Annotated in this window: 20 protein-coding genes; 9 read left to right on the top strand and 11 right to left on the bottom strand. The window is 63.9% G+C overall.

The genetic code is table 11. The features are described from left to right. From A2J03_RS04610 to A2J03_RS04600, 3 genes are all read right to left on the bottom strand, one after another. On the bottom strand, window positions 1–613 hold a 613-nt coding region (locus A2J03_RS04610), incomplete at its 3' end, for an FAD-binding oxidoreductase (RefSeq protein ID WP_156520199.1). Between the two features lie 70 nt (window positions 614–683). Continuing rightward, window positions 684–1,202, bottom strand: coding sequence for a DUF3558 domain-containing protein (locus A2J03_RS04605; protein WP_068370266.1), 519 nt, complete (start codon window positions 1,200–1,202; stop codon window positions 684–686). Between the two features lie 9 nt (window positions 1,203–1,211). Next, on the bottom strand, window positions 1,212–1,754 hold the full coding sequence (locus A2J03_RS04600) for a DUF3558 domain-containing protein (protein ID WP_231912363.1): 543 nt from the start codon (window positions 1,752–1,754) through the stop codon (window positions 1,212–1,214). Window positions 1,755–1,949: 195 nt separating this feature from the next. Here A2J03_RS04600 and A2J03_RS04595 point away from each other — a divergent pair, with 195 nt between their 5' ends. Continuing rightward, entirely contained in the window at window positions 1,950–2,261 is a 312-nt protein-coding gene (locus A2J03_RS04595) for a hypothetical protein (protein WP_068370255.1), read from the top strand. Here the strand turns inward: A2J03_RS04595 and A2J03_RS04590 are convergent. Further along, on the bottom strand, window positions 2,258–2,896 hold the full coding sequence (locus tag A2J03_RS04590) for a Type 1 glutamine amidotransferase-like domain-containing protein (RefSeq protein ID WP_068370253.1): 639 nt from the start codon (window positions 2,894–2,896) through the stop codon (window positions 2,258–2,260). The genes A2J03_RS04595 and A2J03_RS04590 overlap by 4 nt on opposite strands. Further along, window positions 2,893–3,333, bottom strand: a complete 441-nt coding sequence (locus A2J03_RS04585; protein WP_068370263.1) for an HIT family protein — start codon at window positions 3,331–3,333, stop codon at window positions 2,893–2,895. Before A2J03_RS04585 ends, A2J03_RS04590 begins: the two co-directional genes overlap by 4 nt. A gap of 253 nt (window positions 3,334–3,586) precedes the next feature. On the opposite strand from A2J03_RS04585, the gene A2J03_RS04580 reads away from it, so the two are divergent. The 3 genes from A2J03_RS04580 to A2J03_RS04570 are packed head-to-tail and all read left to right on the top strand — an operon-like array spanning window position 3,587 to window position 6,497. Continuing rightward, window positions 3,587–4,732, top strand: a complete 1,146-nt coding sequence (locus tag A2J03_RS04580) for a Re/Si-specific NAD(P)(+) transhydrogenase subunit alpha (RefSeq protein WP_068370261.1) — start codon at window positions 3,587–3,589, stop codon at window positions 4,730–4,732. Beyond that, window positions 4,732–5,058 carry an NAD(P) transhydrogenase subunit alpha gene (locus A2J03_RS04575; protein WP_068370251.1) on the top strand — a complete coding sequence of 109 codons (327 nt, stop codon included), beginning with the start codon at window positions 4,732–4,734 and terminating at the stop codon, window positions 5,056–5,058. The genes A2J03_RS04580 and A2J03_RS04575 overlap by 1 nt, the downstream gene beginning before the upstream one ends. Further along, complete coding sequence (locus tag A2J03_RS04570) at window positions 5,058–6,497, top strand: NAD(P)(+) transhydrogenase (Re/Si-specific) subunit beta (RefSeq protein WP_068370250.1); 1,440 nt, start codon at window positions 5,058–5,060, stop codon at window positions 6,495–6,497. Before A2J03_RS04575 ends, A2J03_RS04570 begins: the two co-directional genes overlap by 1 nt. Window positions 6,498–6,537: 40 nt before the next feature. Here the strand turns inward: A2J03_RS04570 and A2J03_RS04565 are convergent, their stop codons facing one another. Further along, window positions 6,538–7,227 carry a hypothetical protein gene (locus tag A2J03_RS04565; RefSeq protein WP_231912362.1) on the bottom strand — a complete coding sequence of 230 codons (690 nt, stop codon included), beginning with the start codon at window positions 7,225–7,227 and terminating at the stop codon, window positions 6,538–6,540. 94 nt (window positions 7,228–7,321) lie between these two features. Continuing rightward, the gene (locus tag A2J03_RS04560) at window positions 7,322–8,548 is read right to left on the bottom strand and encodes an MFS transporter (RefSeq protein WP_068370246.1); all 1,227 of its coding nucleotides are present in this window, start codon (window positions 8,546–8,548) and stop codon (window positions 7,322–7,324) included. Window positions 8,549–8,808: 260 nt separating this feature from the next. On the opposite strand from A2J03_RS04560, the gene A2J03_RS04555 reads away from it, so the two are divergent. Further along, on the top strand, window positions 8,809–9,177 hold the full coding sequence (locus tag A2J03_RS04555) for a hypothetical protein (RefSeq protein WP_068370259.1): 369 nt from the start codon (window positions 8,809–8,811) through the stop codon (window positions 9,175–9,177). Between the two features lie 202 nt (window positions 9,178–9,379). After that, window positions 9,380–10,402, top strand: a complete 1,023-nt coding sequence (locus A2J03_RS04550; RefSeq protein ID WP_068370244.1) for a phosphotransferase family protein — start codon at window positions 9,380–9,382, stop codon at window positions 10,400–10,402. Here A2J03_RS04550 and A2J03_RS04545 read toward each other — a convergent pair. Further along, window positions 10,399–10,851 carry an acyl-CoA thioesterase gene (locus A2J03_RS04545; RefSeq protein ID WP_068370242.1) on the bottom strand — a complete coding sequence of 151 codons (453 nt, stop codon included), beginning with the start codon at window positions 10,849–10,851 and terminating at the stop codon, window positions 10,399–10,401. The two genes, A2J03_RS04550 and A2J03_RS04545, sit on opposite strands and share 4 nt — an antisense overlap. A 6-nt stretch (window positions 10,852–10,857) precedes the next feature. Then, a complete protein-coding gene (locus tag A2J03_RS04540; protein ID WP_068370240.1) occupies window positions 10,858–12,057 on the bottom strand; it encodes a benzoate/H(+) symporter BenE family transporter in 1,200 nt (399 codons plus the stop codon). 77 nt (window positions 12,058–12,134) lie between these two features. Between A2J03_RS04540 and A2J03_RS04535 the strand changes: the two genes are divergently transcribed. Beyond that, entirely contained in the window at window positions 12,135–13,616 is a 1,482-nt protein-coding gene (locus A2J03_RS04535; RefSeq protein ID WP_068370238.1) for an FGGY-family carbohydrate kinase, read from the top strand. On the opposite strand, the gene A2J03_RS04530 is transcribed toward A2J03_RS04535, so the two are convergent. Next, window positions 13,601–14,362 carry an SDR family NAD(P)-dependent oxidoreductase gene (locus A2J03_RS04530; RefSeq protein WP_068370236.1) on the bottom strand — a complete coding sequence of 254 codons (762 nt, stop codon included), beginning with the start codon at window positions 14,360–14,362 and terminating at the stop codon, window positions 13,601–13,603. The two genes, A2J03_RS04535 and A2J03_RS04530, sit on opposite strands and share 16 nt — an antisense overlap. Next, window positions 14,359–15,390, bottom strand: a complete 1,032-nt coding sequence (locus tag A2J03_RS04525; RefSeq protein WP_068370257.1) for a sugar-binding transcriptional regulator — start codon at window positions 15,388–15,390, stop codon at window positions 14,359–14,361. Before A2J03_RS04525 ends, A2J03_RS04530 begins: the two co-directional genes overlap by 4 nt. Window positions 15,391–15,564: 174 nt before the next feature. Between A2J03_RS04525 and eltD the strand changes: the two genes are divergently transcribed. Further along, a complete protein-coding gene (gene eltD / locus A2J03_RS04520) occupies window positions 15,565–16,656 on the top strand; it encodes an erythritol/L-threitol dehyrogenase (RefSeq protein WP_068370235.1) in 1,092 nt (363 codons plus the stop codon). 66 nt (window positions 16,657–16,722) lie between these two features. After that, window positions 16,723–17,499, top strand: a 777-nt coding sequence (locus A2J03_RS04515) for an ABC transporter substrate-binding protein (RefSeq protein WP_156520200.1), incomplete at its 3' end; no start/stop codon positions are given.

Here is a 17,499-nt window from a genome sequence, read left to right as displayed (position 1 = left end):
CGGTGATGATGCCGAGCGTTCCTTCGCTGCCGACGAACAATTTGGTCAACGACAGTCCCGCAACATCTTTCAGTCGTGGGCCGCCTAGCCTGACAGCAGTTCCGTCGGCGAGAACCACTTCGAGGCCGAGCACGTAATCGGTTGTCACGCCGTACTTCACGCAACACAGTCCGCCGGCGTTGGTGGCTGCGTTTCCGCCGATCGAACACATCTCGAAGGACGACGGATCCGGCGGGTACCACAGGCCGTGCTCGGCGGCGGCCTTCTTCACCTCGACGTTGAGCAATCCTGGCTGGGCGACGGCGATACGGGTGACCGGATCGACGGCGATCTCGCGCATCAGCTCGGTGCTCAACACGATTCCGCCGTCGACAGCTGTTGCGCCACCGGACAATCCGGATCCAGCGCCGCGTGGTACCACCGAAACGTGATGCTTCGTGGCCCATCGCATCACGGCTTGCACATCGGCTGTACAGGTGGCGCGGACGACCGCCAACGGTGTACCCGCATTGGGATCTTTCGCCCAGTCCCGCCGATACCCCTCGGTGACGTCGGGGTCGGTGAGGATCGCGCCGGCCGGTAGGGCCCGTTCCAATTCGGTCAGGTCGGTCATCGGGTGCTCTCCATCTCGATCAGCAGTGCTCTGCGACCAAGCCTATTGAACCGAGCGGTGATCCGAACCGTTATTGGTTGCGCTGCAACGTCAGTTCAGCGAGTCGGGTTGCTGCCTCGCAGGGGTCGACGGTTCCGCCGCGATACTGAACCCACCACGTGACGGTGCCCGAGTATGTCGCGGTGATACCGCACGAGCCCGAATCACCGGGCCTCCGGGAGAGGAATGCACTCGTTCCGGACACAGTGACCGGCTCGACCGCGTAGTCGAGTTCTTCGGCCAGGCTGCGTTCGCGACCGAGGGAGTTGTTCTCGTACCAGGCGAATGTGACGTCGATGATGCCCGAGGGGCTGCTACCGGTCCACATGCACACTGCGCCGAAGAAGTACTGGTCGACGACGTCGGCCTGGACGGTCTCGGCGATCTTGTCGTCGGGTACCGCGACGCACTCCTGCAGCAATTTGTCGAACTCGGTGTTGCTGTCGCCCGCGCCCTGGGCGACCGGGGTTCCGTCGACGGTGGTGCTGCAGCCGGCGAGCAGCGTCAGGGCTGCGGCGCCGGTTGCGACGAGCCGGGTGGTTCGGGTCATGACCATCACCTACTTCGCGTTCTCGACGGTCGCACGCACCAGGTCCTCGACGACCGCGCAGCTGTCTCGCGGCGGCACCGCGAAGACGTAGTTCAGGGACCAGTGCAGGAATCCATCGCCGGACTCGATTCCTGCCTCGCAGGAGGAATCGCTACCTTTGGCCGTGAACCCCGGATGCCCGTCGACGTCGATGATTCCGATTTCGCGCCCCATCTGACCTGCGACGGTGCGTTCCCGATCGATCGGGCTCCCGCGGTACCACGTGAACATGGCGTAGGCCCCGGTGTCGAGTGCATCCCATCGGCATCGAACGGCATTCTTCGACGACGAGGTGATGCCGCGGACGGCGGTGATCGATGCGACCTGTTCGTCCGTCATCGAGCCACATTCGCCGACGAACAGCTCCTCGGTGTTCGGGCTGCTGGAGGGGGACTCGGTGTCCGTCGAACTCGTCGCGTCCGAGCCGAAGCTCGAACACCCCGTGACAGTGGAACACCCCAACGCGACGGCCGACACGACTGCTGCACCGACGATGGTTCCCCGCTTCCACACGATGATGGAGCCTACCGAGTACGGCGTCGAAGGGTATTCGCAACACGCACGGATCAAGTCACAACAGTCACACCAGTAACTCTGTTACCTGATCGATGCGGCGACGCAACGGAATGTTGTAGCTCGGAGGTCTAGCGTCCAGGCCAACGGTCGGCACGGTTTCACCGTTCCTACCGGCGACAAGGAGGCTCGAAGATGATGGATCCGCACCGGAAATCGTGGAACTACGTCGCTGCGATGTTCTCGTACGAATTTCAAGACGGTGGAGTCGAGTACGACACCATCGAATCCATTCACCGCGGGGACGTCGGGGAATGGGTGACGGCACTGGCTCAGTCGGGTCTTTTCGAGACGGCAACCGTCCACGAGGCGGAAGAGACCTGGAAACAGCAGCCACGGTTGCTACTGGACTTGCTTCTGCTCGATGCCGACGAGGTGACACGTAGGCGGTGCATCATGGCGTGGTCCTCGCTCGATCGTCTCGCACCGATTGCGCAGTTCGGCTAGATCCGTCCGCGCCGGTCTCCGTCGACGACGTAGGCCTGGTCGTCGGTGAGGGTCAGATGTTCGACCCCGTCGCGACGGTATCGCTCCACCATGGCTTCGCCGACGTCGTTCTCGTCGAGAATCGATCGAAAGTGCGGCACGAACGAGACGTCGATCAGGCCGAGCCCCGTCCAGAGGGGCGACCCACCGGTGGTCGGCGTTACTTCTGCAGGATCGTCGGCGGCTTCGATACCGCGGAGCGACGCCGATGCCACACAGGCGCCCGCGCTGTAGCCGGCGAAAACGAGAGAGCCATCTCGAACCCGGGATGCGAGTGCCTCGTCGGCACCGCTCTGGTGAAGGCGGGACCTCAGTACGAAGGTATTTCCTCCCCGCAGCCACACGGTCTCGACAGAATCGAGCTCGGCTTCCAGCTCGTCCTTTCGGCCCGCGAAGTCGCGAAGATCGAGTTCCATCGGGTCGTACCCGAGTTCACGCAGTCCGCGTAGCTCGCTCGTCACCGCCGAGAGTCGAGCCGCGTCGGGCCAACTGTCGGCCGCATTGGCGATGACGGCAACGCGCCCGGGACCCGACGTGAGGGAGATGAACTCGTCGACGTGTGCGCCGAATCGATACGACGCGAGGAACAGCTTCACCCGACCTCTTCCGCGGCCAAGCGTTCCAGGCCTTCCCTGATCGCGGCGGCGGTGTGCTCGGGCTCCCGAAGGCGGCGGGTCAGGAAGCCTCCGGCGAACCGCAGCTTGTCTCCCGTCCATCGCGGCACGATGTGAAGGTGAGTATGAAAGACGGTCTGGAATGCGGCCTTGCCGTCGTTGACGACCAGGTTCGCGCCGTCCGAACGTAGGTCCGATCGCCGAATCGCTCGCGAGATGCGCTGCCCCGCTGCGAACACCGCGCTGCCGAGCGCCGGCTCCATGGAGTCGAGATCGGTGGAGTGCTGCTTCGGGATCACCAGGACGTGTCCGCGAGCAATGGGGCGGATATCGAGGAAAGCAACCACATCCTCGGTGTCGAGGACCGTTGTCGACGGGGCTTCGCCCGCAACGATGGCGCAGAAGACACAGTTGTTCACGCCGACCACTGTAAGCGGGCGACTCGGAGTTGCCGACCTATGATGTCCGTCACATGATTCGTCACTACTGCACGTCGTGAATGTTCGGATTCGATTCAGAGTCGAACCGGGTGTGTCATGGGTTACCTTCCGTCTGCTTACTCTGGCTATCATCAGTCACCTTGTGCCTTGACGCATGGATTCGCCTGTTCGCCGCACGGTTACCCCCGTTCGCCGATCCGTAGGCACCATTCAACTCACGGAAGTCGGAGATTTGGAAACATCGCAGAGCACCGAGAGCGGGACGAACAGCGGGGTGGCGACGACGGTCGGCGTCGTGCGTGAGTCCGGGGAGGGCGAGCGCCGCGTTGCGTTGGTTCCCAAAGTCGTCGCGTCGCTGACAGGTAAGGGCGTACGCGTTCTCGTCGAATCGGGGGCTGGCCTGTCCGCCCTCATTCCGGACGAGCTGTACGTCGAAGCGGGCGCCGAGATCGAAGATCCGTGGTCTGCCGATGTGGTGGTCAAGGTCGCCCCACCGACCGATGCGGAGATCGCGAAGCTCTCGAAGGGTTCGACGCTGATCGGATTCCTCGCGCCTCGCAACGCCGACAACAAGATCGACGCGTTGGCAGCAGCGGGCGTGCAGGCATTCGCGGTCGAGGCCATCCCGCGTATCTCGCGCGCTCAGGTGATGGATGCGTTGTCTTCGCAGGCCAACGTCGCCGGCTACAAGTCGGTGATTCTCGCGGCGTCGGAGTCGACGCGCTTCTTCCCGATGCTCACCACCGCTGCCGGTACCGTCAAGCCCGCGACAGTTCTAGTCCTCGGTGTCGGTGTTGCAGGACTTCAGGCGCTCGCGACGGCGAAGCGGCTCGGTGGACGTCCGACCGGGTACGACGTGCGCCCCGAGGTGGCCGATCAGGTGCGGTCGGTCGGTGCGCAGTGGCTCGATCTCGGCATCGATGCTGCCGGTGAAGGCGGCTACGCGCGTGAATTGACCGAAGAGGAGCGCGCTCAGCAGCAGCAGGCCCTCGAAGAGGCCATCAAGAGTTTCGACGTCGTCATCACCACCGCGCTGGTGCCGGGCCGTCCGGCACCTCGCCTGGTCACCGCAGCCGCCGTCGAGGGCATGAAGCCCGGCAGCGTCGTGGTCGACCTGGCCGGTGAGACCGGCGGCAACTGCGAACTGACGGAACCGGGGCAGACCGTCGTCAAGCACGACGTCACCATTTGCTCCCCACTGAATCTGCCGGCGACGATGCCCGAACACGCCAGCGAGTTGTACTCGAAGAACGTGTCCGCACTACTCGAGCTGATGCTCGACGAGACCGGACTCCTGGCGCCCGACTTCTCGGACGAGGTGCTCGCGCAGTCCTGTGTCACCCGCAGTGTCGTCTCAACTGAAGGGTCTGACGCCTGATGTATACCGCTCTTCTCGCGAACATCGCGATTCTCGTGCTGGCCGGTTTCGTCGGCTTCGCCGTCATCTCCAAAGTCCCCAACACACTGCACACGCCGTTGATGTCGGGCACGAACGCCATTCACGGCATCGTTGTTCTCGGTGCGCTGATCGTCCTCGGGCGACTTCCCGAGGACGCGTCGTGGGGCGTGCGGATCATCGCGTTCGTCGCACTGATCTTCGGCACGCTCAACGTCGTCGGCGGCTTCCTGGTCACCGACCGCATGCTCGGAATGTTCAAGTCCAAGCCAGTGCCTGCGAAAGCAGAGAAGGGTGCTGACTCCTGATGAACAATCTCGTCAACATTCTCTACATCGTCGCGTTCGGCATGTTCATCTACGGTTTGATGGGCCTGACCGGACCGAAGACCGCCGTTCGCGGCAACTGGATCGCTGCGATCGGTATGGGTATCGCTGTCGTCGCGACCCTGATCGAAGTGCGCGACGCCGCCACGATCAACTGGATCCTCATCGCTGCAGGCTTGGCGATCGGCGTGTTGCTCGGTGTTCCGCCGGCCAAGCGCACCAAGATGACGGCAATGCCGCAGCTGGTAGCACTGTTCAACGGCGTCGGCGGCGGCACTGTCGCCCTCATCGCGTGGGCCGAGTTCATCGAAACCGACGGATTCTCCGCGTTCCAGCACGGTGAGGAGCCGACGGTGCACATCGTCGTCGGATCGCTGTTCGCTGCGGTGATCGGTTCGGTGTCGTTCTGGGGTTCGCTGGTGGCGTTCCTGAAACTGCAGGAACTGCTGAACAAGAACGTGGAGAAGGCGTTCGTCAAGAACGCACGCATCTTCCAGCTGACCAACATCGTGTTGCTCGTCTTCGCTGTCGCGGTGTCGATCTTCATCGGCATCAAGTCCACTCCGGGCGAGGGCACGTCGATGTGGTTGATCGTTCTTGTGCTCGTCGCCGCAGGTCTGATGGGTCTGTTCGTCGTCTTCCCGATCGGCGGCGCCGACATGCCCGTCGTGATCTCGCTGCTCAACGCACTGACCGGTCTGTCCGCGGCAGCAGCAGGTCTGGCGCTGAACAACACTGCGATGATCGTTGCCGGCATGATCGTCGGCGCATCCGGGTCGATCCTGACCAACTTGATGGCGACTGCCATGAACCGGTCCATTCCGGCAATCGTGTTCGGTTCGTTCGGCGGCGGTTCCGACGCTGGTGTGGCCGCGGATGCATCCGGCGGCACTGTCAAGGCGACTTCGGCCGCCGATGCCGCGATCCAGATGGCGTACGCATCGCAGGTCATCGTCGTCCCCGGTTACGGTCTCGCAGTCGCGCAGGCGCAGCACGCCGTCAAGGACATGGCGACGATCCTCGAGAGCAAGGGCGTCGAGGTCAAGTACGCGATCCACCCCGTTGCCGGCCGTATGCCCGGGCACATGAACGTGCTGCTGGCCGAAGCCGACGTCGAATACGACGCGATGAAGGAAATGGACGACATCAACGGCGAGTTCTCACGCACCGATGTCACCATCGTCATCGGCGCCAACGACGTCACCAACCCGGCGGCACGCAACGACCCGTCCAGTCCGATTCACGGAATGCCGATCCTCAACGTCGACGAGTCACGCTCTGTGATCGTGCTGAAGCGGTCGATGAGTTCCGGTTACGCGGGCATCGACAATCCGCTGTTCACCGCGGACCGCACGTCGATGCTGTTCGGCGATGCGAAGAAGTCGGTCAACTCGGTTATCGAGGAGCTCAAAGCTCTGTAGGTGCCACTCCCTGACCCCCGGTGACTGCACTCGCCGGGGGTCAGCGCATCCGCTCCCGGAATGCGAGGGCGGCCGTGTCCAGAGGGTTCTGGGCCTCGCGTGCGGCGGCGATCGGGGAGTACAGCATCACGGCCGACGATCCCGCCCACCAGCCGACGACGATCAGCAGAGTCGTCACGACGCCGACGATGCTGGCCGCGCCACCGACGACAGCGGCGCTCGAAACGGTGATCGCTGCGACAGCCCCCAGCCCCCACACCATCGGCAGGAACCGCGGCGCAGCGACAAGCGTGGCCGCGCAGATCAGCGATATGCAGGCGCACACGTACCCGTTCGGGAGAGCGGATGCAGGCACCCAACCGTCCGCCCAGTTCCGGACAGCTGCCGTGGTGAGTGACGCGCCGACGACCAGTGAGATGACAGCGCCGATTCCGTACGGAAGTCTGCGGATCAACGCCAAGACAGTCAGCGCAGCAACGGCAACCAGGACCGGGGTCAGCCCGAACATCTGCAGAAGGGCGTCGGCCGGGCCCGTCAGGCTCGGCACCATCACGCGCGAGTGTGGGTAGGTGGCGCCGAGGATCGGCAGGACCGACAGCACGACGATCGACGCCAGGATGGACGCAGCGACCACGCACAGCCGCAGGAGCGTTCCGCGCCCGCGGGCCACCGCGCTCTGCTCGTCCTCGATTCCCTCCAGCTCGACCAGTTCCATGCTGTCGGTGTCCATGCTCATCCCCGAGCAACCCCCTGTTGTTCTTATCCGCGTACCTGTCGCCTACGAGGATGCAACATGACTCTGAGCGTGCGATGTGAAGGAGCCGTCAACCTGCTTCGCGGGTTCCCGCGTCGCGAGGTCGCACGATGCCTGCTGCCGCAGCGGCGACGAAAGTCAGCACGAGAGGCACGACCATCGCGGTCGTCAGTGAGACGAAGTGCGAGGACCAACCGATGACAGCGGGACCGGCGAGTAGTCCCACGTAGCCCATCCCGACCACCCTGGACATGTTGGTGGCTGCGGCGCCCGACCCGAGGTTGCCCGCGCTGGAGAAGATCTGTGGGACGCTACCGGACAGGCCGAGTCCGAAGGCTGCCCAGCCGGCCAACGTCAGCGGTAGCGATTCGGACACGAACACGAGCAACATGCCGACTGCAGCGATCACGTTTCCGTAACGCACCACCGCGACAGGGCCGAACCGTCCACTGACACGGTCCGCGCAGAACCGGCCGACGGTCATCATGGCGGCGAAGAATCCGAACGCCAGTGCGGCGGTGCCGTCGGAGGTCCCCAGGTGTTCCTTCACCTGGAGAGTGCTCCAGTCGTTCGCCACTCCTTCGGAGAGAAGTAGGGCGAATGCCAGTGCGCCCAGCGCGAGAACTCGGGCCGAGAATCGGCCGTGGCCGACCTCGGACATGGCCTGTGGCGCGTCGATCGAGGTCGAGACGTCGAGGAGATACGGGCGGCAGAGGGCTATGGTGGCCAACCCGAGGAGGGTGGCACCTCCCATCGACACGACGATGGGGATGTCGGCGGCCAATGTCGCGGCACCGACGAGGGAGCCGATGACACCGCCCACGGAAAACAAGGCATGGAATGCCGACATGATCGGCCGTGTGTACAGCCGCTCCACGTCGACGGCTTGTGAGTTCATCGAGACGTCGAGGGAGCCGTTGAACATGCCGAACACGAACAGCGACAGTCCGAGGGTGACCACGTGGGTCGACAACGCCGGCCCGAGCAGCGCCACCGCCAGAAGCGATCCGGAAATGGTAACGAGTCGATCACTTCCGTACCGGTCCGACAGTGGTCCCGACGCCTGCATGCCGACGATTGCGCCGGCAGCGAGCACGAGTAGAAGCGAACCGAGAGTCGCATGCGAGATGTCGGTGCGGCGTTCGACGGACGGGATGTGAACCACCCACATCGCGAACAGGAAGCCATTGACTCCGAAAACTGTGAACACGGCGGCTCTGGCCCGACGGACGGATGTCGATAGGTGCGCTGACTTCTGGACCACGTCCGGCAACGCTACCTGCCCCTTCGCGGGCATCGTGGTATCGACGGTGATGGGTCGGCGGCGCGCAACATATTCGAATCCGAAGGGTCACGGGATGGTTTCAATTGATGTGACGCTTATCACATCATTCGGTTTGGTCTGGCGGCCCTCGCTGAAGTGGGCGTAGTTTCAACGAACCGGGCAAGAGCGCAAATTCGTTACAACGAATTTTGTAACGATATGAACACGGTGCCGTGGACGTCCAACTTCACCAGCCGAAGGGCACCGCAGCGAAGCCGATCGAAGGAGAAATCATGACACTCGCAGATACCCGTCCCGAAGTCACGACGCCTGCATCGAGCAACTCCGCTGATCTTTCTACCAGCCAGCTCGAGATGATGCGTGCTTTCTTCTGCTACGAGTTCGAGGTGGAGCTGCTCGACCGCGAGTCTGTGCCTGCCGTCACCCCCGAGGCAGTCGAAGAGTGGATCGAAGCCCTCGAACACAGCGGGCTCTTCGTCGCTGCCGAACTGCAGACGATGGCCCGAGCATGGCGCGCCGAGCCGGAAGCTCTCGTCGCCCTCCTGATCGGCGACGTCGACGAGGTCGCCGCCAAGCGCGAGGTCGTCGAGTTCGAGGTTCTGGGCGCAGCAGTCAAGGCGTCGTACCTCCGCGCAAGCTGACCTACCTTTCTTCCGCAGGACGCCCTTGGCCTCCTACGTACGCGAGCCGAGAACGGCGCCGCAGGCCCTTGCCTGCGGCGCCGTTCTGCTGTCCACGCCGAGTGCTGTCCGTGCCGTGCCGAGTTCGCACGGTCGGTGATGCGACCATGCAAGAGTGGCACAGGGTCTTTCAGACGCCCTCGCAATCGACGAAAGGACATCGATGACGACCGACGTGGACTTCTCCGCAATCTCCGAGTGGATCGGAGGGCTTGGAATCGGCGCTGTGTCACCATTGACGTTCGAGCGGGTGGGCAACGGACAATCGAATCTCACCTATGCCGTGAGCGATGCCGGCGGAAGCCGGTGGGTACTGCGTCGGCCGCCGCTAGGTCACCTCCTCGCATCGGCTCACGACGTGGTTCGCGAGTACCGGATCCTGACTGCGCTGCAGAACACCGGAGTGCCGGTTCCGAAGATGATCGCGCTCGCCGAGGATGCCGCCGTGTCGGATGTTCCGCTGGTACTGATGAGCTACGTCGACGGTGTCGTCCTCGATTCGGTAACCAAGGCGAACTCCATCGGGGAGGGCGTGCGAGCCTCGGTGGGACGCAGCATGACGAGCGCGCTCGCCGACATCCATCGCGTCGACCTCGAGAGCACGGAGCTGGACAACCTGGCGAGTCACAAGCCCTATGCCGAACGCCAACTGAAGAGGTGGACGACTCAATGGGCGAACTCGAAGTCCCGAGACGTTCCCGCGATCGATTCACTTGCCGAACGCTTGGCCGGCAATATCCCTGATCAGCGCGAGCTCACACTCGTGCACGGCGATTTTCATCTCAACAACGTGATCACCTCACCCTCCGACGGGTCGATCGTTGCCGTCGTCGACTGGGAACTCTGCACGCTGGGTGACCCACTGGCGGATATCGGTGGTCTGCTCGCTTACTGGCCGGAGGCGACTGATGCGGTGGCGGGCCCGTTCATGGCGTCCACCCTGCCCGGGTTCCCGTCTCGCGCCGAACTGACCGCCGACTACGCGGCCAAGACTGGACGCGACGTGTCCGCGGTCGGATTCTGGCAGGCGCTGGCACTGTGGAAGCTGTCGATCATCGCCGAGGGCGTGATGCGCCGGGCCGAGGCGGACTCGCGCAATCGCGCCGGCGCGGGGAGTCCCACGACATCGTTGATCGACGACATCGTGTCGCGAGCTCTCGGTGTCGCCGACGACATCGGAATCTAACTCGGGATGACGAGAGTCCGCGCTGCAGATTCGATTTCCGTGGGGATTGCCACCGGCTTGCGGGTCTCGGCGTCGACGTAGACATGGACGAAACGACCGGTGGCCGCTAGCTCGAGCTGGTCGTCGGGCGCTTCGCGAAACAATGCGAGCGCATAGACGATGCTGCGGGTGCCCAGCTTCTCGACCGACAGGCCCACCTGAAGTGCGTCGGGAAACGACAGCTCGCGGTGGTAGCGGCACGAGGTCTCGGCGACGACGCCGATCGCCGGCAAATTTCTGATGTCGACACCGGTGGTCTGCATCAGCCAACCGTTCACCGCGGTGTCGAAGTACGAGTAGTACGTGACGTTGTTGACGTGACCGTAGTGATCGTTGTCGTCCCACCGCGTTCCCAACGGCCACAGAGCTGGGTAGTCGGCAGCGAACGCGCGATCGGAGGAGGCTGTCATGGCCGCCTACTCTATCGGTCTGGCGGCGAGAACCCAGCGGAGGACGAGTCCGACGACCAACGCCCAGAACGCGGATCCGATGCCGAAGATACCGATGCCCGACGCCGCGATCAGGAAGGTCGAGATGGCGGCCTCGCGTCCTGTTTCGTCCCTCAGTGCGCCCGCGAGCGACGCGCCGAGAGTCCCGAGAAGCGCGAGTCCGGCGACGGTTTCGACCACACCTGCGGGGGCCACTGCAACGAGCGTCGCCACCGCGGCCGAACACAGCGCGAGCAGCAGGTAGAACCATCCGGCGCTCGATGCCGCGATCCATCGTCGCCGTGGATCCGGATGCGCAGTGGGGGCGGCTGCGAGTGCAGCGCTGATCGCAGCGAGGTTGATGGTGTGCCCACCGAGCGGCGCTCCGATGACCGTTCCGATTCCGGTGACACTCATCGCCGGCCGCCACGGCACGTCGTAGCCGAAGGACTTCATCACGGCCATCCCCGGGATGTTCTGCGACGCCATGGTGACGATGTACAGCGGCAGCGCTATGCCGATGATGGCTTGCCACGTCCAGTGCGGAACCGTGAAGTCCACGCGCGGTATCAGTTCCGACGCGTTCGGCACACGATCTCCGGCGACGACGTCGATCCCGATGACGATCGTGGCCGCACCGAACGCCGCCGGTACTGCCCAGCGTTTCGAGTAGCGTTGCAGTACAAGCCAGACGAGCACGACCGGCGCGATGACGGCGGGCGACGCCGCGAATGCCGTCACGGGCTTCAAGCACAGCGGCAGCAGAACACCCGCAAGCATCGCCTGCGCGAGCGACGTCGGAATCGATGTGATCAGGGCCCCCAGTCGCGGCCACATGCCTGTTGCCACCACCAGCAAGCCGACGACGACGAAGGCGCCGACTGCCGCAGGCCAACCCCCGACGACTGCTCCGGTTCCCGCGAGCAGCGCGGCTCCCGGAGTCGACCATGCGAGGGTGATCGGCTGTCGATACCGGCGTGCGAGATACAGCATTCCGAGTGCCTGGGTCACACAGACCGCCAGCAGACCCGACGCGGCCTCGGCGGGCGACGCGCCCACTGCCCGAAGTCCGGTGAGTACGACTGCGAACGAGCTGGTGAATCCGACCAGCGCGGCAACGATGCCGGCGCTGATGGGCTGTAGCGGGTTCGCAGTCGCGTCGGGCGCTGGCTCGGTCGACTTTGGCACAGCTGACCATGATGCCCTGTCGCCCTGATGCCTGCTTACCGACCACGGCGTTCTGCCCGCTCCGATAGTGTCGACGAGTGGAATTGTTCGTGGGAATCGATATGGGCACCGGCAGCAGTAAGGGCGTCCTCGTCACCGTCGACGGCGAGATTCTCGCATCGGAGCAACGGGCGCACGTGATGTCGCTCCCGCACCCGGGGTGGGCGGAGGTCGACGCGGAAGCGGTCTGGTGGGCGGATGTCTGTGCGATTGCGTCGGCGCTGGTCGCTCGCGTCCCCGCTGGTTCGTCGATCGAAGGCGTCTGTATCAGCGGCGTCGGCCCGTGCCTGGTCCTCACCGATTCCGAGCTCCGACCGGTCCGCCCGGCCATTCTGTACGGCATCGATTCGCGCGCCACGAGCGAAATTGTCGAGATGACCGAACTTTTCGGCGCAGCCGAGATTCTCTCCCGGTGTGGAAAGTCGTTGTCCAGTCAGGCAGTCGGACCCAAGATCGAGTGGGTACGAAAGAACGAACCCGAGGCGTTCGCTCGCGCCACGCGTTGGTACGGCTCCAACTCGTACATCGTCGCCAAACTCACCGGTGAGTACGTGCAGGACCATCACACGGCAAGCCAATGCGATCCGCTCTACTCTGTTCGCGAATTCGGTTGGAACACCGAATGGGTCGACCGCGTCCTCGGCGGACTCGAGTTGCCGAGACTCGCGTGGCCGAGTGAAGTCGTCGGGCGAGTCGATGCGCGCGGGGCCGAAGCGACGGGAATCCCGGTGGGGACACCGGTCGTTGCCGGCACTGTCGATGCGTACGCCGAGGCCTTCAGTGTCGGTGTTCGGCATCCGGGTGATCTCATGCTGATGTACGGATCGACGATGTTCCTCGTTCAGGTGCTGGCCGACTATCACACCAATCCTGCGTTGTGGACAACCACAGGAGTGCAGTCGGGTACCTACGCGCTCGCAGCGGGAACATCGACTGCGGGTTCGCTGACCACGTGGCTTCAAACGCTCACCGGCGGTGCGCCGTTCGATGTGTTGATGCGTGAGGCGTCCGCTGTTCCGGCCGGTGCCGAAGGGTTGCTGGTACTGCCGTATCTGGCAGGCGAGCGAACCCCGGTCTTCGACGCCGACGCTCGAGGTGTGATGGCTGGGCTGACTCTTCGCCATGGGAGGGGGCATATCTTCCGAGCCGCGTACGAGGGAATCTCGTTCGGGATCAGGCAGATTCTGGAGATGTTCGACGATGCGGCTACCCCGGTGTCGCGGGCAGTGGCTGTCGGTGGTGGATTGCGCAGTCCGGTGTGGGCGCAGGCGCTGAGCGACATCACCGGTCAGACTCAGCTGGTCACCGAGCAGACTATCGGTGCCAGCTACGGCGACGGTCTGCTGGCGGCCATCGGTGTCGGTGCAGTGCCGCCTGAAACAGACTGGGCCACAGTGGCATCCGAGGTGCCGCCGAATCCTGCGCACAAGGCGCTGTACGACGATCTCTACGGCAACTGGCTACAGCTGTACCCGGCCACGCGAGACATCGTGCATGCCGGTGCTCAGCTGACCAAGTAGCCCCCGTCGACCGGGAGATCGACGCCGTTGATCATCGCCGATGCATCCGATGCCAGCCAGAGGGCAGTGTTGGATACTTCCGACGGCACGGCGAAGCGGCCTGCCGGAATTCGGCCGAGCATCGGCGCGGACTTGACCGGATCGCCCCACACCTTCTGGCCCATGTCGGTGAGAACCACTGTGGGGCAGATGGAATTGGCACGCACTCCGCGTCCGCCGAGTTCGAGCGCGAGGACCTTGGTTGCCATGACGATGCCCGCTTTCGACGTGCAGTACGCGTAGTGCTCCGGCAACGGCCGTAGGGCAGCAGCCGAGGCGATGGTGACGATGGAGCCGCCACCGGACTCCGCCATGGCCCGGCCGACGCGTGCGGCCAGAAGTGCGGGGGCACGAAGGTTCACCTGCAGCACTTCGTCGAAGTGTGCGGTGTCGAGCGCATCGACGGTTTCCGGATAGGAGATTCCAGCGTTGTTGACGAGGACGTCGATCCCGTCGTACACGCGCATCGCTTCGTCGGCGAGCGCGGTGGGCCCGTCGGCGCTCGACAAGTCTGCGACGAGGATCTCCGTTTCGGCGTCCACTGAGTCGGCCAGAGAGTCGAGAGTTCGGCGATCACGGCCCGACAGTAGAAGGCGAGCTCCGGCCGCGGCGAACGTGCGCGCGATGTCGGCACCGATTCCCCGGCTGGCACCGGTGATCAGCACCCGTTTGCCATCCAGACGAAGCGCCGTCGGGGACTGTGTCATGAATCGTCCTTTCCGTCCTCGGTTGTGATCTGCGCGAGGATTTCCTGAGCTGTCGTCGGGTCGGTGACAAGCCGGTTGAAGAAGTGCGCACGGGCGCCGGTGATGATCGGCGCGACCTTGTCGAGGCCGACCGCCACTGCGATTCCTACCGGAATCTTCGGTAGCGCAGCCAGTTCGACGGCGATGAGTCGATCCGATCCCGGGAACGCGATCGAGTTGCCGTCGCGGTCGTAGAAGCGTGAGCGCACGTCGCCTACCGAATCGCGCAGGGACGCTGAGCCGGTCGGTACGAATCGAGGGATGTCGGAACGAAGTAGGGGAGGAGCGCCGACGCCCATCAGGATGCACTTGGCCTGCGGCCACAGCTCGAGCACTCGCTGTATCGCGGGGTCGGAGTGGATGATCGCATGCAGGTCCGCTCCGGGGAGGGCGGGTGCGAACAGGTAGTTGGCACGCCCGCCGAGCTTGTTGGAGATGAGCCTGGTGATCTCGTTGGTCTGGTACCACTCCTCGGGCTGATCGTTGCCACCCACGGTAGGGGCGACGAGTACTCCGGGAATTCGGTCGAGGTCGAACTGTGCGACCTCGTAGACGGTCCGCCCCGAAGACACCAGCAGGATGTCCCCGGGCATCAACCCGACCTCGCCCAGCGCCTTGGAGACGGCGGGCGCGAGGTAGCGACCCATGATGTCGACGGTCGGTTTGGACGGTGTAGAGGGAGGCAGCGGGGCGGACAGGTAGACGTGGTCGAGTCCGAGTGCGGTGGCGAGGCCGTCGGCCAGATCGTCCTGGGAATAGGTGCTCGGTGGAATGACTTCGATACGGACGATGCCCTGGCGTCGGGCCTCGGACAGCAGCCTGCTCACCGTTGCCCTGCTGGTGCCGAGTTTGGCAGCCACCTCGGCCTGGGTCGCTTCCTCGTCGTAGTACAACTTGGCGGCCGTGTACAGCAGCGTGGGCGCGAAGTGGCTGCCGTCGGCCGACGGTCCGGACGGGGTTTGTTCGCTCGCGGAGCCGTTGGTCGCCATGGTCGTCAGTATCCCATTGAACATATGTGCACGGAGTTTGATTGGCTGAACATTCGTTCTGGACATATGTATACGCTTTCGATACTGTGAGCGCCAACACATCACAACACGGCAATGTCTCACTTCACCCGCGCTGTCCGCGCGGATCGAAACTGCTGCACAAGGAGTCACACGATGTCGGAAACGACAATTCCGGAGAAGATGGCCGCAGTCGTCTGTCATGGACCCGAGGACTACCGGCTCGAAGAAGTCCCCGTTCCGGTGCCGGGGCCGGGTGAGGCGCTCGTGCGCGTCGAGGCCGTCGGGATCTGCGCGAGCGACCTCAAGTGCTACCACGGTGCCGCCAAATTCTGGGGCGACGAGAACCGTCCAGCCTGGGCAGAGACCGACGTCATTCCCGGCCACGAGTTCGTCGGCGAAATCGTCGTCATCGACGACGAGGCATCCGCCCGATGGAATGTGGGCGTAGGCGACCGGGTGGTGTCCGAGCAGATCGTGCCGTGTTGGAAGTGCCGATTCTGCCTTCGTGGCCAGTACCACATGTGCGCTCCACATGACCTGTACGGATTCAAGCGCCGCACACCCGGGGCAATGGCAAGCTACATGGTGTACCCGGCAGAAGCATTGGTGCACAAAGTATCCAAGGACATTCCACCTGCCCATGCAGCGTTCGCCGAGCCGCTCTCGTGCTCGCTGCACGCCGTCGAGCGTGCGGGCATCACGTTCGACGACGTCGTTGTGGTCGCAGGCTGCGGCCCCATCGGACTCGGCATGATCGCCGGGGCACGAGCGAAGAACCCGGCGCACGTCATCGCGCTCGACATGCAGCCCGATAAGCTCGCGCTGGCCAAGGAATGCGGAGCCGATATCGTCATCGACATCCGCAACGAGGATGCCGAGAAGATCGTCAAGGATCTGACCGACGGCTACGGCGCCGACGTCTACCTCGAGGGAACCGGCCATCCGACCGCAGTTCCGCAGGGCCTCAACCTACTTCGCAAGCTCGGCACCTACGTCGAATACGGCGTCTTCGGTAGCGACGTCACCGTCGACTGGTCGATCATCTCCGACGACAAGGAACTCGATGTGCTCGGCGCGCACCTCGGCCCGTACTGCTGGCCGGCCGCCATCCGCATGATCGAGTCCGGCGTGCTGCCGATGGACAAGATCTGCAGCCATCAACTTCCGCTGGCCGACTTCCAGAAGGGACTCGATCTCGTCGGCACAGGCACCGAGTCCGTGAAAGTTTCGCTCATTCCGTCCTGATTCGCTCCTGCTCGACTCCCCTTGGAGACACATCACATGAGTTATCGTCAATTCTCGCGGCGGGACATGCTCCGCGCGATGGGTCTGGCAGGTGTCGCTGCGGCGTCGGTGCCGATCCTGTCCTCGTGCGGTGTCGGCGGCGCAGTGAACGCCGTCAACGGCGCGGGTGAGGTCACCGGGCCGTTCGATTGGAAGGCGGCGCAGGGAACGACGCTGAACATCCTGCAGACTCCGCATCCGTACCAGCAGTCCTTCCAGCCGCTGCTGGCCGAATTCGAACAGCTCACCGGCATCACCGTCAACGCTGACCTGGTACCCGAGGCCGACTACTTCACCAAGCTGAACACCGAACTTGCCGGGGGCACGGGCAAACACGATGTGTTCATGCTCGGTGCGTACTTCATCTGGCAGTACGGGCCGCCCGGATGGCTGGAAGACCTGGGACCGTGGCTGAAGAACAGCTCGGCCACCAGCGACGAGTACGACTTCGAGGACATCTACGAAGGTCTCCGAACGTCCACGAGTTGGGACTTCGAGCAGGGCTCACCGCTGGGAACCGGCGGTCAGTGGGCACTCCCATGGGGATTCGAGAACAACGTCGTCGCCTACAACAAGGCGTACTTCGACAGCAACGGCATCACATTGCCGGATACGTTCGACAACTTCATCCAGCTGGCCATCGACCTGACCGATCGCTCGCAGAACCGATACGGCATCGCCACCCGCGGATCGAAGTCATGGGCAACCATCCATCCCGGCTTCATGACGCAGTACACCCGTGAAGGCGCGCAGGACTACGTCTTCGAGAACGGTGAGCTGCAGGCGCGGATGAACTCCGCAAAA

The sequence above is a fragment of the Rhodococcus sp. EPR-157 genome (genome assembly GCF_001647195.1).
Lineage (GTDB): Bacteria > Actinomycetota > Actinomycetes > Mycobacteriales > Mycobacteriaceae > Rhodococcoides.
This window is presented reverse-complemented; position numbering and strand designations above follow the sequence as displayed.

Coding starts and splice junctions, on each gene's coding strand:
- eltD (WP_068370235.1), top strand. CDS start 15,565: ATGTCGGAAACGACAATTCCGGAGAAGATGGCCGCAGTCGTCTGTCAT.
- A2J03_RS04530 (WP_068370236.1), bottom strand. CDS start 14,362: ATGACACAGTCCCCGACGGCGCTTCGTCTGGATGGCAAACGGGTGCTG.
- A2J03_RS04560 (WP_068370246.1), bottom strand. CDS start 8,548: ATGCCCGCGAAGGGGCAGGTAGCGTTGCCGGACGTGGTCCAGAAGTCA.
- A2J03_RS04605 (WP_068370266.1), bottom strand. CDS start 1,202: ATGACCCGAACCACCCGGCTCGTCGCAACCGGCGCCGCAGCCCTGACG.
- A2J03_RS04565 (WP_231912362.1), bottom strand. CDS start 7,227: ATGGACACCGACAGCATGGAACTGGTCGAGCTGGAGGGAATCGAGGAC.
- A2J03_RS04570 (WP_068370250.1), top strand. CDS start 5,058: ATGAACAATCTCGTCAACATTCTCTACATCGTCGCGTTCGGCATGTTC.
- A2J03_RS04575 (WP_068370251.1), top strand. CDS start 4,732: ATGTATACCGCTCTTCTCGCGAACATCGCGATTCTCGTGCTGGCCGGT.
- A2J03_RS04550 (WP_068370244.1), top strand. CDS start 9,380: ATGACGACCGACGTGGACTTCTCCGCAATCTCCGAGTGGATCGGAGGG.
- A2J03_RS04545 (WP_068370242.1), bottom strand. CDS start 10,851: ATGACAGCCTCCTCCGATCGCGCGTTCGCTGCCGACTACCCAGCTCTG.
- A2J03_RS04555 (WP_068370259.1), top strand. CDS start 8,809: ATGACACTCGCAGATACCCGTCCCGAAGTCACGACGCCTGCATCGAGC.
- A2J03_RS04525 (WP_068370257.1), bottom strand. CDS start 15,390: ATGGCGACCAACGGCTCCGCGAGCGAACAAACCCCGTCCGGACCGTCG.
- A2J03_RS04595 (WP_068370255.1), top strand. CDS start 1,950: ATGATGGATCCGCACCGGAAATCGTGGAACTACGTCGCTGCGATGTTC.